We start from the raw sequence: 14,684 nt of genomic DNA on the forward strand, positions 1-14,684 counted from the left end.
CCTCGGATGTGGTGTTCATGGTGCAGATTTGCATGCTCTTGCACGGTCTTCGTGCAGGGACGCGAAGGGGCGCGGGCCGGCCGTTGGTTTATTAATGTGCAAATCTGCATTTAAAACAACGGCTTTGTCCGCTTGCCACCTGGCTGGCACGGCCGTTGCTCTCGCCTCCCCATCGGCCCATCCCGGGCGTGGAGAATGCGATGCAGTTTAAGTTATTCAAGACCCTGTGGGGTTTCCACGGAGCGCCCGACGAGGCGGCCCGCCTGGCGCTGGAGGCCGGCTTCGACGGCCTCGAAGCGGCGGTGCCGGAAGCGCCCGAGTCCCGTGATGCGTTGGGCCAGGTGCTGAGCGATCACGGACTGCCTTTCATCGCCGAGATCTGCACCGGTGGCAGCTATGTACCCGATCGCCATGCGACGCCCGCCGAGCACCTGGCGGACCTGCGGCGCCAGGTGCGGGCCGCCCGGCCGCTGGGGCCCTTGCTGTGCAACGTGATCGCCGGCTGCGATGCCTGGCCGCTGGCGGTGCAGCGCGATTTCTTCGCCGCCGCCCTGGAGCTGGAGGCGGAGCTGGGCGTGCCCTTGAGCTTCGAAACCCATCGCGGGCGCTCGATGTTCAATCCCTGGGTCACCGAGACGCTGCTGCGGCAACTGCCGGACCTGCGCCTGACGGCGGACATCAGCCACTGGGTGGTGGTCGCCGAGCGCTTGCTGGACGACGACTGGGACCTGCTGCTGGCGGTGGCCGAACAGGTCCGGCACGTGCACGGACGGGTGGGTTATCCACAGGGGCCGCAGGTGCCGCACCCGGCCGCACCGGAGTACGCCGACTGCCTGGCGTTCCACCAGCGCTTCTGGGAGGCGGTATGGCGTGCCCAGCGGCGACGTGGCGCCAGCCTGAGCAGCATGACGCCGGAGTTCGGCCCCGATCGCTACCTGCACACCCTGCCCTTCACCGACCAGCCGGTGGCGGACCTGTGGCAGGTGAACCGCTGGATGGGCGACACCGAGCGCGAGCACTTCCGCCGCTGGATCGGAGGTGATGCATGAAACTGCCCCGCCTGCGCCATGACGACGGCCTGTGGCCGACCCTGCTCGCGACCCTCTATGCCGTCGCTGCCTGGGGCGGCGGCCTGGCGCTGATGGTGCTGGCCGAACCCTGGAGCTGGCCCCTGGGGGTGTTGGCGCTGGCCCACGGGATGGTCATCGGTGCCTACCTGATCCACGACTGTGCGCACCAGGCGGTGTTCCTCCAGCGTGAATGGAATGCGCGCCTGGGCAGTCTGCTCAGCGTGCTGGTGGGTGGCTGCTACGGGGACTACGACGGGCTCCGGCGCAAGCACATGCGCCATCACGTCGACCGCGCCGACGTGGTCGCTTTCGACTACCGCGCCCTGCTCCTGGCGCGGCCCGCCCTGTTGCGCGCGGTGCAGGCGCTGGAGTGGCTGCATGTACCGGCGGTGGAGCTGCTGATGCATGCCTCGGTGATCGCCAGCCCCTTCCTGGTCGAGGGCTATCGCGCCCGTCGTCGTCGCGTGCTGGGCTGGCTGGTGCTGCGCGGAACCGCCTTCGCCGCCCTGGGCCTGCTGGCCTGGCCGGCGCTGCTGGGCTACGGCCTGGCCTACCTGCTGTTCCTCTGGGTGATGCGCCTGATGGACATGCACCAGCACACCTACGAGGTGGTGGTCGGCCTGGACCAGCCGGCCGGCGCGCGGCCCGATGCGGCCTATGAGCAGCGCAACACCTTCTCCAACCCGTTCGGCCATTCGCCGTTGCTCAATCTGCTGGTGCTCAACTTCGGCTACCACAACGCCCACCACGAGAAGCCGACCCTGCCCTGGTACCGCCTGCCGGCGTTGCACCGCGAGCTGTATGGCGTGCAGGACGAGCCGGTGCTGCCGGCGCGCCGGTTGCTGGCCAATCTGCACCGGCATCGCGTGGAGCGGGTGCTGAACCTCGACCAGGGCGACCAGGTGGCGGGCCAGCCCCACCGCGAAGGCCCCGGGTTCGTCGGTGTCTATGGGGTGTCGTTCCTCACCGCGATCTGAGCCCAACCTCCGTCGGGCGGGCCGCGCCAAGCCTTGGCGAGGGGTTGGCAATTGGAGTAGGGTCTCAACGTTTTTCGCCTGGAGGAGGTGCTCATGCGCAAGTGGCAATGCGTGGTTTGCGGCTTCATCTATGACGAGGCCCTGGGCCTGCCGGACGAGGGCATCGCCCCGGGCACGCGCTGGGAAGACATCCCGCCGGACTGGGTCTGCCCCGACTGTGGCGTGGGCAAGATCGACTTCGAGATGATCGAGATCGCCTGATCCGCGACATCCCCCGATATTCAGCGACGGCCCCCGGGCCGTCGCGTCGTTTTGCAGCTGAGGAGTGAGAGATGAGTGCACCCGTGGTGATCGTCGGGACCGGCCTGGCCGGCTACAACCTGGCCAAGGAGTTCCGCAAGCTGGACGGCGAGACGCCGCTGTTGCTGATCAGCGCCGACGATGGTCGCTCCTACTCCAAGCCGATGCTGTCCACCGGCTTCGGCAAGAACAAGGACGCCGACGGCCTGGCGATGGCCGAAGCCGGCGCCATGGCCGATCAGCTGAAGGCCGAGATCCGCACCCACACCCGCATCACCGGTATCGACCCGGGCCACCGCCGCCTGTGGATAGGCGAGGAGGCGGTGGAGTACCGCGACCTGGTGCTGGCCTGGGGCGCCGAGGTCATCCGCGTGCCGGTGGAGGGCGACGCCGGGGACGCGGTGTTCCCGATCAACGACCTCGAGGACTATGCGCGTTTCCGCAACGCGGCGGCGGGCAAGAAGCGCGTGCTGGTCCTCGGCGCCGGCCTGATCGGCTGCGAATTCGCCAACGACCTGAGCCTGGGTGGCTATGAGGTGGAGCTGGTGGCGCCCTGCGAGCAGGTGATGCCCGGCCTGCTGCACCCGGCGGCGGCCGCAGCGGTGCAGGCCGGCCTCGAAGGGCTGGGCGTGCGCTTCCACCTCGGCCCGGTGCTGGCCAGCCTCAACCACGCCGGTGATGGGCTGGATGCGCACCTTTCGGACGGCACCCGCATCGCCTGCGACCTGGTGATCTCGGCGGTCGGCCTGCGACCCCGCACCGCCCTGGCGGCGGCGGCCGGGCTGGACGTCAACCGCGGGGTGATGGTGGACCGCCACCTGAAGACCTCCCACGCCAACATCTACGCCCTGGGCGATTGCGCCGAGGTGGATGGCATCAACCTGCTCTACGTGATGCCGCTGATGGCCTGCGCCCGGGCACTGGCACAGACCCTGGCGGGCAACGCCACCGCCGTCAGCTACGGGCCGATGCCGGTGACGGTGAAGACGCCTGCCTGCCCGCTGGTGGTCTCGCCTCCGCCCCGTGGCCTGGAAGGCGCCTGGACCGTGGAAGGCGCGGGTGCCGACATCAAGGCCCTGTGCCGCGACACCGGTGGCCGTCTGCTGGGCTACGCGCTGACCGGCGCGGCAGTGCAGGAGAAGCTGGCCCTGAACCGTGAACTGCCTCCCTTGCTGGCGTGAATGGCCGGCCTTCTGTCGGAATAGTCCTCGGGATCGCGTCCAAAACTGTCGGACAACACTGGCGCGGCCCTTTGCGGCATGCCATCCTCCCTCTGGTCTGCCGCAGCGCAGAGCTGTTGCGGCGCCTTGGGCGCTGTTCTGGATGGACAGCACGGACACAAAAACAACAAACCGTCAAAGAGGCATCTATGCGTAAACCGGAACTCGCCGCCGCCATCGCCGAAAAGGCCGATCTCACCAAGGATCAGGCCAATCGTGTACTCAACGCCGTTCTCGAAGAAATCACCAGTGCGCTGAACCGCAAGGACAGCGTGACCCTCGTCGGTTTCGGCACCTTCCTGCAGCGCCACCGCGGTGCTCGCACGGGCAAGAACCCCCAGACCGGCCAACCGGTCAAGATCAAGGCCAGCAACACCGTCGCCTTCAAGCCGGGCAAGTCCCTGAAGGACGCGGTCAACTAAGGCCATGGACACCCGGGGCCGCCAGGCTCCGGGTGTGATCTGAGAGCACTTCCTGCCCATCCCAAGTCTGGCTGTAGTCCCTCTCGCAAACCGCTACAATGCGCCGCCGTTCCATTTTCAGCCGAGGCTCGTGCGCATGAAATTCCGTCTTCTCCTCTGGATGCTGGGCCGCCTGATGGCCAAGGCCAGCCGTGACAATGCCGCTTTTCAGGAGCAGCTCGCCGGCAAGGACCTGGTTTTCCAGCTGCATACCCTGGACGGCAAGGTCGCGCGGCACTTCATCGTGAGGGACCAGCGCGTGACCAGCAGGCGCGGTACCGCCGAGGCCCCGGCCTTCGCCATCGGTTTCAAGGACGGCGCCTACGGCTTCGCCACCATGAACGCCAAGAACAAGCAGTTGGCCTTCATGCAGGGCATCCAGAACAAGGACATCCAGATTCAGGGCAACCCCGCGCTGGTGATCTGGTTCCAGGGCCTGACCAAGTACCTGGTGCCGAAGAAGAAGGCGGCCGCCAAAAAGGCTGCCTGATCTGCATTCGTCCGTGTCGTCGCTGGTCGGCGCGCGGCGCTTTCGCTAGGCTGGTTCCTGTGCGCCCCTCTCTGGCGAGGGGTGCTCGTATCGATGGAATCCAGCTCATGCGTGCCCTCCTCGCCCTACCGCTGCTGCTCGGCAGCCTCACCGCTTTCGCGGCCCCGAAACCCGACGATCTGGCCAAGGCCTTCGAGCTGGCCGGTGTACGGCTGCTCTGCGAGCAAAGCGGCCCGCTGTTGCAGCGCGGCGCGCCGGAACGCTACCTCAAGCAGCTGAACAAGGCCTTCGAAGCAGACGCGATGTGCCGTGACCTGGCCGCCGCCGTCGCACCCAAGGTCAGCGCCGAGCAGCTCGCCCAGGTGGAGGCCGCCCTCGATAGCCCCTTGGCGCAGCGCTTCACTGCGGCTGAGCGCGATGTGGGCGAAGGGCTGGCCAGCTACCGCACCCAGCTGGCGAGCAAGCCGCCGCGTGCCGATCGCCTGGAGCTGGTGCGCCGGCTCGACCGCGCGGCGCGGACCACCGATCTGGCGACGCTGCTGCGCTACGAAGTGGGCAAGACCCTGGCCATGCTGACCCTGCGCCAGCGCGGCGAGAAGATCGGCGAGAAGGCCCTGGCCGAACAGACCGCCAAGCAGGCCGACGGCATCCGCGCCAGCAGTGAGCAGGCGGTGGAGTCCTTCATGCTGTACGCCTACCGGCAGATGCCCAGCGACGATGTGCGGGCCTATGCGGAGCTCTACGAGCGGCCTGCGGTCAAGCAATTGCTGGAGCTGAGCCTGGAGGCGCTGCCCGGGGTCTTCGCCAAGCGTCGGGGGCTGCTCAAGTAGTGCGCGGCGAGGCGCCAGCGCAGCAATGAAAAAGGGGCCACGAGGCCCCTTTTCTTCGACTGCCCGCGTCAGTGCGGCGGGTTGAACTGGGATGCCAGCTCGCGCAGCGCGGCTTCGGCCTCCAGCACCTTGCTCACCGACTCCTCGGCCTTGTCGCGGGACAGCCCCAGGCGCTCGAACAGCTCGTCGGGGATTTCCTCCACCGGGCCGGTGCCGATGCCACGGGCGCGCAGCAGGCTGACCGCCAGGCAGACGAGGTTCGGGTAGGCGGCATGGGCGCCGTCGTAGTGCGGATCGTGCTGGAAGCGCAGGCTGGTGGCCAGCTCTTCCGGCATGTCCCAGAAGCGCATCAGCCAGCTGCCGATCTGCTCGCGGGTGATGCCCAGCAGGTGCTGCTCGACATAGCCGTGCGCCAGGTGCGGATTGACCTCCAGGTGGCGGCAGATCAGCGTGAAATGCGGCGGGAAGACATGGGCCAGCACCAGGTAGCCGAAGTTGTGCAGCAAGCCGCCGAGGTAGGTCAGGCCGGCTTCCGGGCGCTGTGCGCGGGGGATGGCGCGGGTCAGGCCCTCGATCACGGCGGCGGTGTAGATCGCCTGGTGCCAGTAGGGCGTGGCGTGTTGCGGCTGCTCACGGGGCAGGCTCAGGGTCTTGCCCAGGGCCAGGCCGAGGGCGAGGTTGATCACCAGGTCGAAGCCCAGCACGCGGACGATGGCGTCCTCCACCGAGCGGATCTTCCCGGGCGCAGCGTAATAGGGCGACGCCGCCCAGCTCACCACCTGGGCGGCCAGGGCCGGGTCGGTCTCGACCACGCCGGTGATGTCGTCGACGGTGGCGTTGGGATCGACCCGCAGCTTGATGATCTTCTGCGCGGTTTCCGGCAGCGGCGGGATCTCGATGGTTTCCTCGAGGCGCTGCTGGATGCGGCGGGCGGTGAAGGCCTGCACCGCCTGGGTGATCTCGGCGCGGTCGTCGTCAGGGCGATCGAGGTTGAGGCGGATGCTGCTCAGCGGCACGCCGAAACGGGCGGCGCTGGCCTTGCTCAGCAACTGGCGGAAGTCCTCGACGGCCAGTTCCAGCAATACGCCGGAGTGGCCGGACTCGATCAGCAGCTGCGGTTCCTGCAGCAGGCGCTCGTCATACAGGCACGGCGAGCTGGTCAAGGGCGGCAGGGCCGGCAGGGTGTTGAGGTCGTGCTTGCCGAGCATGCGGTCGAAACGCTCCGGCTTCACCGCCACCAGCTTGCGGCCGGTGAGTTCGGCGAGACGGTTGAGGTCCAGCAACTGGTTGCGCGGGTAGAACACCAGCAGGGTGCCGACGGCGTCCTCCAGCAGAACCGCCTGTACGCGACGGGCCGGCTCCAGGGAGGGCTCTTCGAGGCGTATCTGGTAGGCCAGGCCCAGTTTGTCCAGCAGTTGCAGGATCACCGACGGGGCGTGGGGTTCTGAATCTGGAGCGAGAGCGACTTCGGTCATGGGTGGCATCCAGCGAAAAAGCGACTGCCCGGAGTATAACGAGCGGCCTGGGTGACTGATGGGTCAGGCGACCGGCGCAATGTGCGCCACGTCACACTTGACCGTATTGCTGGCCGTGTCGCAACCAGCGCTCCAATAACGGACTCACATGCTGGGGCCAGCGTTCCATCAAGGCTTGCGCGGCGTCGCGCACGGCCGGCAACAGGTCGGCGTCGCGCATCAGGTCGGCAACCTTGAATTGCAGCAGGCCGGTCTGCCGGGTGCCCAGCATCTCGCCCGGCCCGCGCAGCTCCAGGTCCTTCTCGGCGATGACGAAGCCGTCGCTGGTCTCGCGCATGATGCCCAGGCGCTCGCGGCCCAGCTGCGACAGCGGCGGGTGGTAGAGCAGCACGCAGTGGCTGGCGGCGCTGCCTCGGCCGACGCGCCCGCGCAGCTGGTGCAACTGGGCGAGGCCCAGGCGCTCGGGGTTCTCGATGATCATCAGGCTGGAGTTGGGCACGTCGACGCCCACCTCGATCACGGTGGTCGCCACCAGCAGTTGCAGCCTGCCCTGCTTGAACTCGTCCATCACCGCGGCCTTCTCCGGCGCCTTCATGCGGCCGTGGATCAGTCCCACGCGCAACTCGCCAAGGGCGGATGAGAGCTCCTCGAAGGTGGTTTCCGCGGCCTGGCAGGTCAGCTCCTCGGATTCCTCGATCAGGGTACAGACCCAGTAGGCCTGGCGCCCTTCCTGGCAGGCGGCGCGGACCCGCTCGATCACCTCCATGCGGCGGTTGTCGGCCACCAGCACGGTATTGACCGGCGTGCGCCCGGGGGGCAGCTCGTCGAGGATCGAGGTGTCGAGATCGGCATAGGCGCTCATGGCCAGCGTCCGCGGAATGGGCGTGGCGGTCATGATCAGCTGGTGCGGGCTGAGGCGGCCGTCGATGCCTTTCTTGCGCAGGGCCAGGCGCTGTTGCACGCCGAAGCGATGCTGCTCGTCGATGATCACCAGGGCCAGGCGCTTGAACTGCACCTCGTCCTGGAATAGCGCATGGGTGCCCACGACCATGGGGGCTCCTGCCGCGATCTGCTCCAGCGCGGCGGCGCGCGCCTTGCCCTTGAGCTTGCCGGCGAGCCAGGCGACGTCGATGCCCAGCGGCTGCAGCCACTTGCTGAAGTTGAGGAAGTGCTGCTCGGCGAGGATCTCGGTGGGCGCCATCAGCGCGACCTGGTAGCCGGCCTCCAGGGCCTGCAGGGCCGCCAGCGCGGCGACCACGGTCTTGCCGGCGCCGACGTCGCCTTGCACCAGGCGCAGCATCGGCTCGGGCTGGGCGAGGTCGTAGGCGATCTCGGCGCCGACCCGTTGCTGGGCACCGGTGGGCTTGAAGCCGAGGTTGGCCAGGTAACGCTGCGGCAGTGTCTTCGCCGGTGGCAGCTGGGGCGCCTGCTGGGCGCGCTGGGTTTCGCGCAGCCGCTGCAGGGAAAGCTGGTGGGTGAGCAGCTCCTCGAAGGCGAGACGGTGCTGGGCCCAGTGCTGGCCTTCGGCGAGTTCGTCGAGGTCGGCGTCCGGCGGCGGCCGGTGCAGGTAGCGGATGGCTTCGTCGAGCGGGCCCAGGCGGTAGTCGCGGGCCAGCTCCTCCGGCAGCCAGTCCGGCAGGCTTTCCGGGCCCAGGCGGGCGAGCGCCAGCTGGCTGAGCTGGCGCAGGCGTTGCTGGGTCAGGCCTTCGGTGGTCGGGTAGATGGGCGTCAGGGTCTGCTCCACCGGGGCCGGTTCGTCGCCATTGAGTGCACGGTACTCGGGGTGGTAGATCTCCAGGCCCGAGGCGCCGGGGCGGGCTTCGCCGTAGCAGCGCAGCTGGGTGCCGCGCTTGAGGCCTTCCTTCTGCGCGTTGCTGAAGTGGTAGAAGCGCAGGCTCAGCGCGCCGGTGCCGTCGTGCAGGCGCACCAGCAGGCTGCGGCGCTTGCCCATGACCACGTCGGCGCCGGTGACGGTGCCTTCGACCACCGCGTCCTGGCCGGGGCGCAGCGCGCCGATGGGCACCACGCGGGTGCGGTCCTGGTAGCGCAACGGGAGGTGGAAGAGGATGTCCTGGAGGTTCTCCAGGCCGACCTTGGCGAGCTTCTCCGCCAGCGCGTCACCGACGCCCTTGAGCACGGTGACGGGAACCTGAGAGAGCTCGGTCATGCCGGTTGCGGTTCGGCCTGTGCCTGCTGCGGGCGGGCCACCGAGCACAGGCGGATGGAGTCGGCCAGTACCTCGATCGCGCGCGGGCGCGGGAAGCTGGCGCGCCAGGCGATGGCGACGGTGCGGAACGGCACCGGCGGGGTCAGCGGGCGGATCTCGATCACACCCGGGGCGTAGTGATGGCTGTCTACCGCCGAGAACGGCAGGATCGAGACACCGAGGCCGGAAGCGACCATGTGGCGGATGGTTTCCAGGGAGCTGGATTCGACCGTCGTGTGCTTGGCGCTGTCCTCGCCGCCCTTGCGCAGGGTCGGGCAAGCTTCGAGCACCTGGTCGCGGAAGCAGTGGCCTTCACCGAGCAGCAGCAGGCTCTTGTCGTTGAGCAGCTCGCTGTCGATGGTCTTCTTCGCCGTCCAGGGATGGTTGGCCGGCAGCAGCACGTAGAAGGGCTCGTCGTAGAGGGGCTTGGTCAGCACATCGGCTTCGGCGAAGGGCAGCGCGATGATGATCGCGTCCAGCTCGCCGGTGCGCAGCTTGTCGCGCAGGATGTGGGTGAAGTTCTCCTCGATGTACAGCGGCATCTGCGGTGCGACGCGGTGCAGCTGGGGAATCAGGTGGGGGAACAGGTAGGGGCCGACGGTGTAGATGGCGCCGACCTTGAGCGGTGCGGTCAGCTGGTTCTTGCCGGCCTGGGCCAGTTCGCGGATGCCCTGGGCCTGCTCCAGCACCTTCTGCGCCTGGGTGACGATGCCCTCGCCCACCGGGGTCAGGCGCACCGCGCTCTTGCTGCGCTCGAAGATCAGCACGCCCAGTTCGTCCTCGAGCTTCTTCACGCCCACCGACAGCGTCGGCTGGCTGACGTGGCAACGTTCCGCCGCGCGGCCGAAGTGCTGTTCCTGAGCGAGGGTGACGATGTAGCGCAGTTCGGTGAGGGTCATAGTCTTATTCCATTGGAGTGGCCCAAGCATAGCGGCTGCTCTCAATGGAACCAACAGCAGCCGCCCCCTTTGCGGGGGCGGATCAGCTCAGCGGCGGACGTCCGTCAGATTGAAGTTGAAAGGTGCCTTCACCTTTACCACGCCGTTGCCCAATATTTCCGGCGGTGGAGGGGGTAGCGGCTGGGCGCGCCGGACTGCCTCCAGGCTGGCCCGGTCCAGAGACGCGCTGCCTGACTTGCTAATCAAGGTATAGGCTACGACCTTGCCTTCAGCGTCGACCGTAAACTCCACCATGGTAGACCCCGTAAAATTGCGGCGGCGAGCATCCTCCGGATAGCGCTTGTACCTCGCCAGACGTGCAGAGACCTTGCTCATCCAGGTCTCGCGGGCCTGGGTCATGGCGCTGGCCATACTCTCCTGCGGGGCGGCGGGTTTGGCATCGCTCGGTGGGGTTGGCGCCGTGGGGGCGTCGACTTGCTCCTTGGTTGACTCCTGCTCCTCGGGCTTTTGCTCGGGCTTGGGCTCCGGGGGTTTTGGTTTCGGCGGTTTCGGCTTGGGCTTGGGTTTCGGGGCGATGGCAATGGTGGGTTTGGGCGCTTCCGCCAGCTGCGGTAGGGGGTCGGGCTCCGGCTCGACTTGGGGAGGTGGTGGAGGCGCTGGCGGTGGCGTGGGGGCCGGCATTGGTTCGAGCTGCACCATCATGGCTGCCGGTGGCAGTTCGATGGGGTCAGCGCTGACTTTCCAGAACAGTGCCCAGCAGAACAGCGCAACATGGAGGCCAAGTACCACCAGCAGGCTGATGGCCCAGGACAGGTTTCGTTTTGCCTGGCTCATCTACTTCCCGACCGTCTCGAGTCCCACCAGGCCGATCTTCAGGTAGCCGGCGCCGCGCATGGCGTCCATCACTTCCATCAGCTTGCCGTAGTCGACCGACTTGTCGCCGCGGACGAAGATGATCTTGTCCTTGTCGGCGTTGGTCAGCTTGTCCAGTTCGGCGCCCAGCCGCTCCTGCGGGACCTGCACGTTGTCCAGGTACAGGCTCTGGTCTTCCTTGATGCTCAGGTAGATCGGCTTGTCCGGGCGCGGCGCGGGCTTGGCGGTGGAGGCCGGCAGGTCGACCTTGATGTCGACCGTGGCCAGGGGCGCCGCGACCATGAAGATGATCAGCAGCACCAGCATGACGTCGATGAATGGGGTGACGTTGATCTCGTGGGTTTCCTGGAGATCGTCACCGCCTTCGTTCAGATGCAGGCCCATCGGATCAGCTCACCTTGACCATGTGCGGGGCCTGGTTGCGGTCGGCAGGCAGGTGGTCGAGGTCGCGGCTGACCAGCAGCAGGACCTGGGCGGAAGCGTCGGCGACCTGGGCCTTGTAGCCGGCGATGGAACGGGCGAAGACGTTGTAGATCACCACGGCGGGAATCGCTGCCACCAGGCCCATGGCGGTGGCCAGCAGGGCCTCGGCGATGCCGGGGGCGACCACGGCGAGGTTGGTGGTCTGGGATTTGGCGATGCCGATGAAGCTGTTCATGATGCCCCACACGGTGCCGAACAGGCCGACGAAGGGAGCGGTGGAACCGATGGTGGCGAGTACGCCGGTGCCCTGGCTCATCTGCCGGCCGCTGGCGGCGACCAGGCGCTCCAGGCGGAAGCTGACGCGCTCCTTGATGCCTTCCTTCTCGCGGGTATTGGCCGAGAGCTTCATCTCTTCCAGGGCGTCGTGCACCAGGACGCGAGACAGGCTGCCTTCGCGGCTGGCGCTTTCGGCGGCTTCCGGCAGGTTGCGTGCGGCTTTCAGCCGGGCCAGCTCTTCGCGCAGGCGGCGCTTGGCGCCCAGCAGCTCGATGCCCTTGGCGACCCAGACGGTCCAGGTGAGGATCGAGGCCAGTACCAGGCCGATCATCACGCCCTTAACCACCATGTCGGCGTTCTGGTACATGCCCCAGGGCGACAGGTCGTGGCCCAGGCCATTGTCGGCTTCCTCGCCGGCCAGCGTGCCATCCAGGGCGGCGCCGCTCAGCGCGGCGGCCAGGTCCTGGCCGAGCTTCTCGCCTTCGACGAGGCGGTCCATGGTGGCGGTGATCTCCTCGGCGGAGGCGCCACGCTCCTGCATCTTCTGGCGGGTCGCCTCGCGGATCTGCTCCGGGGTGGCCTGCGGGCCCAGGGTGTCGATGGATTCGCGCAGGGCAGTCAGGCCGACGGACTCGGGCGCGCCAGCCTGCGCCGGGGCGGCCGGCGTGGCACCCGGTGCCGCTGCGGTTGCCGGAGCCTGTACCGCTGCCGGTGCCGCTGTGCCGGGCTCCTCTGCCAGCGCCGCGCCAGCCGGAAGCAGCATCAGGCTGATCATCAGCGCCGCGACGGGGCGGGAGAAGCGGGAGACGAGAGTGGGCTGGACGAGGGATGCAATAGGTTTCATGGCCGGACCTGAAAAGAAAATTGCGGTTTCGTCCGTATTCGGTAGGGGTGTCACGGACAAAAGGGTGAGCATTATTGCAAGTAATTCTTGTTTGTAAAAGTGACAATGTAACTTTATTACCTTTCTCCGGCTCGGCGGCGGGGGTTTGGTGATTGCTCCTGCGCCCCCTATGCTCTGCACTTTTCCCAGGAGCCCGCCCCTATGTCCGCCTCTCCTTCCTTACTGATTGCCGGCTGCGGCGATGTCGGCAGCCGGCTTGCCGTACGTATGCTGGATGCCGGCTGGTCCGTCCATGGGTTGCGGCGAAATGCCTCGGCGCTGCCCGTCGGCGTGCTGCCGGTCGCAGGTGACCTCGAGGCCCCCGCCCGACCGCAGGGCTGGCCGCAAGGCCAGCTGGACTACCTCGTCTACTGCGCCGCCGCCAGCCAGCATGACGAGGCCGGCTACCGCTCCGCCTATGTCGAGGGCCTGCGTCATGTGCTGGCCTGGCTGGAGCAGTCCGGCCAGCGCCCGCGTCGACTGCTCTTCGTGTCCAGCAGCGGCGTGTACGCCCAGGCGGATGGCCAGTGGGTCGACGAGGATTCGCCTGCCGAGGCCGAGAGCTATTCCGGGCGGATCATGCTGGAGGCCGAGCGCCTGGCCCGCAGCAGCGGCATCCCGGCGACCGTGGTGCGCCTGACCGGCATCTACGGCCCCGGCCGCGAATGGCTGCTGAAGCAGGTGCGCATGGGCTACCGCGTGGTGAGCGAGCCGCCGCTGTTCGCCAACCGTATCCACGCCGAGGACGCCGCCGGCCTGCTGGCGTTCCTGCTCCAGGCCGATGCCCGTGGCGTGAAGCTTGCCGGGGATTACCTGGGCGTCGACGATGCGCCGGCGCCGCTGCACGAGGTGGTGGGCTGGCTGCGCGAGACCCTGGGTGTGACCGAGTGGGCGGAGGAGTCCACCGTGCGCCGTTCCGGCAGCAAGCGTTGCAGCAACGCCCGCGCCCGCGCCCTTGGCTGGGAGCCGCTCTACCCCAGCTATCGCGAAGGCTATGCCGCCGTGCTTAAAGGGGCCTGAGGCTGGACGCCAACCGCATGCTCGCTCGCCCCTGGCTGCCAGGGGTGGAGTTGTTCCATGCGGATTTTTCCGGGCAGCCCTTCGGCCGTCACAGCCACGATGCGTTCGCCATCGGCGCGATCCTCCAGGGTATCGGTGGCTACCAGTGCCGGGGCGCGCGTCATGCCCTGGCGGCGGGCACGCTGTCGCTGATGAACCCGGAGGAGCCGCATACCGGGCATGCCATCAGCGAGCGACTGGTCTACCGCATGCTCTACATCGAGGAGGCACGGCTGCCGGCGCTGTTGGGGCGCAAGCGCCTGCCGACCGGTTTCACCGCGCTCAATCCGGTGGACGACGGTGCCGTCGCGGCGGGGCTGGCGCGCCTGGCCGAGGAGTTCGGGCGCAATGACCCGCTGACCCTGGAAAGCGAGCTGCTGGCCCTGCTGGAGCGCGTCTTCGTGCGCCATGGCGGATTGCGTGCGGCGGCGCCGGCGAGCCGGGATGGGGGCATGACCGCCTTCCTGCGCGACTACCTGGAGGCCCACCATGCCGAGGCCGTCAGCCTGGAGCGTTTGGCGGCGTTGGTGCAGCGCCATCCGCGCCACCTGATCGAGGCGTTCCGCCGTGCCTATGGCGTGCCGCCACACACCTACCTGTTGCAGCGCCGGGTGCGCGAAGCCAAACGCCTGCTGCTGGGGGACCAGACGCCGCTGGAGGTGGCGCTGGGTCTCGGTTTCTATGACCAGGCGCACTTCTCCGGCACCTTCAAGCGCTTCACCGGAGTGACCCCGGGGCAGTTCCGCCGCGCCGCGCGCACCTGAGTTTTCTCCAAGACCGGGCCGTTGCCGGGCCATGACACTGGCGCCTCGATCCCTGGAGGCCCTGTCGATGTTCGCTCTGTTCCTGCTGGTTGCCGGCACCCACTTCGCCGCCTTGCTGTCCCCCGGCCCGGACTTCTTCCTGCTGCTGCGTGCTGCCCTGACCCGGGGTCGCCGACATGCCGATGGCTGCGCGGCGGGTATCGCCCTGGCCAACCTGGCGAGCATGCTGCTGGTGCTGCTGGCGTTGAGCCTGCTGCCGGCCGAGGGCGGCCTGTTGTGGCGGGGGCTGCAGTTGCTCGGTGGCGCCTACTTCCTCTGGCTGGGTGGACAGGCGCTGATGGCGCGGCGCCGGCTGCAACTGCACGAGGGAGGTGGTACCGGGACGCCGGGCTCCTGGCGGCGGGGAATGCTGGAGGGACTGGCGGCGAGCAGCCTGAACCCCAAGCTGCCGATCTTCTACGCGGGGCTGTTCGGGGTG

Annotated in this window: 16 protein-coding genes; 10 read left to right on the top strand and 6 right to left on the bottom strand. The window is 68.0% G+C overall.

Going from position 1 to position 14,684, the window contains the following annotated elements; translation table 11 throughout:
* Positions 1–200: 200 nt before the first annotated feature.
* The 7 genes from DMX10_RS01090 to DMX10_RS01125 all read left to right on the top strand — a co-directional run bounded on the left by DMX10_RS01090 (position 201) and on the right by DMX10_RS01125 (position 5,348).
* Positions 201–1,049 carry a sugar phosphate isomerase/epimerase gene (locus DMX10_RS01090; protein WP_111259361.1) on the top strand — a complete coding sequence of 283 codons (849 nt, stop codon included), beginning with the start codon at positions 201–203 and terminating at the stop codon, positions 1,047–1,049.
* Entirely contained in the window at positions 1,046–2,047 is a 1,002-nt protein-coding gene (locus DMX10_RS01095) for a fatty acid desaturase (RefSeq protein ID WP_178082901.1), read from the top strand. The genes DMX10_RS01090 and DMX10_RS01095 overlap by 4 nt, the downstream gene beginning before the upstream one ends.
* Before the next feature lie 93 nt (positions 2,048–2,140).
* Positions 2,141–2,308: a rubredoxin gene (locus DMX10_RS01100; RefSeq protein WP_111259362.1), complete on the top strand. Its 168-nt coding sequence runs from the start codon at positions 2,141–2,143 to the stop codon at positions 2,306–2,308.
* A 71-nt stretch (positions 2,309–2,379) separates the two neighbouring features.
* Complete coding sequence (locus tag DMX10_RS01105; RefSeq protein ID WP_111259363.1) at positions 2,380–3,528, top strand: NAD(P)/FAD-dependent oxidoreductase; 1,149 nt, start codon at positions 2,380–2,382, stop codon at positions 3,526–3,528.
* A gap of 188 nt (positions 3,529–3,716) precedes the next feature.
* The gene (locus DMX10_RS01115) at positions 3,717–3,989 is read left to right on the top strand and encodes an HU family DNA-binding protein (RefSeq protein WP_021218870.1); all 273 of its coding nucleotides are present in this window, start codon (positions 3,717–3,719) and stop codon (positions 3,987–3,989) included.
* Positions 3,990–4,125: 136 nt separating this feature from the next.
* Positions 4,126–4,518 carry a helicase gene (locus tag DMX10_RS01120; protein ID WP_111259364.1) on the top strand — a complete coding sequence of 131 codons (393 nt, stop codon included), beginning with the start codon at positions 4,126–4,128 and terminating at the stop codon, positions 4,516–4,518.
* Positions 4,519–4,625: 107 nt separating this feature from the next.
* Positions 4,626–5,348, top strand: coding sequence for a hypothetical protein (locus DMX10_RS01125; RefSeq protein ID WP_111259365.1), 723 nt, complete (start codon positions 4,626–4,628; stop codon positions 5,346–5,348).
* A 68-nt stretch (positions 5,349–5,416) separates the two neighbouring features.
* Here DMX10_RS01125 and DMX10_RS01130 read toward each other — a convergent pair whose 3' ends face one another.
* The 6 genes from DMX10_RS01130 to exbB all read right to left on the bottom strand — a co-directional run bounded on the left by DMX10_RS01130 (position 5,417) and on the right by exbB (position 12,344).
* The gene (locus DMX10_RS01130) at positions 5,417–6,823 is read right to left on the bottom strand and encodes an aminoacyl-tRNA deacylase and HDOD domain-containing protein (RefSeq protein WP_111259366.1); all 1,407 of its coding nucleotides are present in this window, start codon (positions 6,821–6,823) and stop codon (positions 5,417–5,419) included.
* Positions 6,824–6,914: 91 nt separating this feature from the next.
* Positions 6,915–8,990 (bottom strand): ATP-dependent DNA helicase RecG, encoded by a 2,076-nt coding sequence (gene recG, locus DMX10_RS01135; RefSeq protein WP_111259367.1) that lies wholly within the window; start codon positions 8,988–8,990, stop codon positions 6,915–6,917.
* Positions 8,987–9,928: a hydrogen peroxide-inducible genes activator gene (locus DMX10_RS01140; protein ID WP_111259368.1), complete on the bottom strand. Its 942-nt coding sequence runs from the start codon at positions 9,926–9,928 to the stop codon at positions 8,987–8,989. The genes recG and DMX10_RS01140 overlap by 4 nt, the downstream gene beginning before the upstream one ends.
* A gap of 87 nt (positions 9,929–10,015) precedes the next feature.
* A complete protein-coding gene (locus DMX10_RS01145) occupies positions 10,016–10,762 on the bottom strand; it encodes an energy transducer TonB (protein WP_111259369.1) in 747 nt (248 codons plus the stop codon).
* Complete coding sequence (gene exbD, locus DMX10_RS01150; protein WP_111259370.1) at positions 10,763–11,185, bottom strand: TonB system transport protein ExbD; 423 nt, start codon at positions 11,183–11,185, stop codon at positions 10,763–10,765.
* Between the two features lie 4 nt (positions 11,186–11,189).
* Positions 11,190–12,344 carry a tonB-system energizer ExbB gene (gene exbB, locus DMX10_RS01155; RefSeq protein ID WP_111259371.1) on the bottom strand — a complete coding sequence of 385 codons (1,155 nt, stop codon included), beginning with the start codon at positions 12,342–12,344 and terminating at the stop codon, positions 11,190–11,192.
* A 201-nt stretch (positions 12,345–12,545) separates the two neighbouring features.
* Here exbB and DMX10_RS01160 point away from each other — a divergent pair, with 201 nt between their 5' ends.
* The 3 genes from DMX10_RS01160 to DMX10_RS01170 form a co-directional block, all read left to right on the top strand.
* Positions 12,546–13,403 carry an SDR family oxidoreductase gene (locus tag DMX10_RS01160; protein ID WP_111259372.1) on the top strand — a complete coding sequence of 286 codons (858 nt, stop codon included), beginning with the start codon at positions 12,546–12,548 and terminating at the stop codon, positions 13,401–13,403.
* Positions 13,404–13,405: 2 nt separating this feature from the next.
* Positions 13,406–14,206: an AraC family transcriptional regulator gene (locus DMX10_RS01165; RefSeq protein WP_111259373.1), complete on the top strand. Its 801-nt coding sequence runs from the start codon at positions 13,406–13,408 to the stop codon at positions 14,204–14,206.
* A 67-nt stretch (positions 14,207–14,273) separates the two neighbouring features.
* The coding region (locus tag DMX10_RS01170; RefSeq protein WP_111259374.1) for a LysE family translocator at positions 14,274–14,684 on the top strand (411 nt) is incomplete at its 3' end.

The sequence above is a fragment of the Pseudomonas sp. 57B-090624 genome (assembly GCF_003234055.1).
In the GTDB taxonomy this organism is placed as follows: Bacteria; Pseudomonadota; Gammaproteobacteria; order Pseudomonadales; family Pseudomonadaceae; genus Metapseudomonas; species Metapseudomonas tohonis.

Coding starts and splice junctions, on each gene's coding strand:
- DMX10_RS01090 (WP_111259361.1), top strand. CDS start 201: ATGCAGTTTAAGTTATTCAAGACCCTGTGGGGTTTCCACGGAGCGCCC.
- DMX10_RS01095 (WP_178082901.1), top strand. CDS start 1,046: ATGAAACTGCCCCGCCTGCGCCATGACGACGGCCTGTGGCCGACCCTG.
- DMX10_RS01100 (WP_111259362.1), top strand. CDS start 2,141: ATGCGCAAGTGGCAATGCGTGGTTTGCGGCTTCATCTATGACGAGGCC.
- DMX10_RS01105 (WP_111259363.1), top strand. CDS start 2,380: ATGAGTGCACCCGTGGTGATCGTCGGGACCGGCCTGGCCGGCTACAAC.
- DMX10_RS01115 (WP_021218870.1), top strand. CDS start 3,717: ATGCGTAAACCGGAACTCGCCGCCGCCATCGCCGAAAAGGCCGATCTC.
- DMX10_RS01120 (WP_111259364.1), top strand. CDS start 4,126: ATGAAATTCCGTCTTCTCCTCTGGATGCTGGGCCGCCTGATGGCCAAG.
- DMX10_RS01125 (WP_111259365.1), top strand. CDS start 4,626: ATGCGTGCCCTCCTCGCCCTACCGCTGCTGCTCGGCAGCCTCACCGCT.
- DMX10_RS01130 (WP_111259366.1), bottom strand. CDS start 6,823: ATGACCGAAGTCGCTCTCGCTCCAGATTCAGAACCCCACGCCCCGTCG.
- recG (WP_111259367.1), bottom strand. CDS start 8,990: ATGACCGAGCTCTCTCAGGTTCCCGTCACCGTGCTCAAGGGCGTCGGT.
- DMX10_RS01140 (WP_111259368.1), bottom strand. CDS start 9,928: ATGACCCTCACCGAACTGCGCTACATCGTCACCCTCGCTCAGGAACAG.
- DMX10_RS01145 (WP_111259369.1), bottom strand. CDS start 10,762: ATGAGCCAGGCAAAACGAAACCTGTCCTGGGCCATCAGCCTGCTGGTG.
- exbD (WP_111259370.1), bottom strand. CDS start 11,185: ATGGGCCTGCATCTGAACGAAGGCGGTGACGATCTCCAGGAAACCCAC.
- exbB (WP_111259371.1), bottom strand. CDS start 12,344: ATGAAACCTATTGCATCCCTCGTCCAGCCCACTCTCGTCTCCCGCTTC.
- DMX10_RS01160 (WP_111259372.1), top strand. CDS start 12,546: ATGTCCGCCTCTCCTTCCTTACTGATTGCCGGCTGCGGCGATGTCGGC.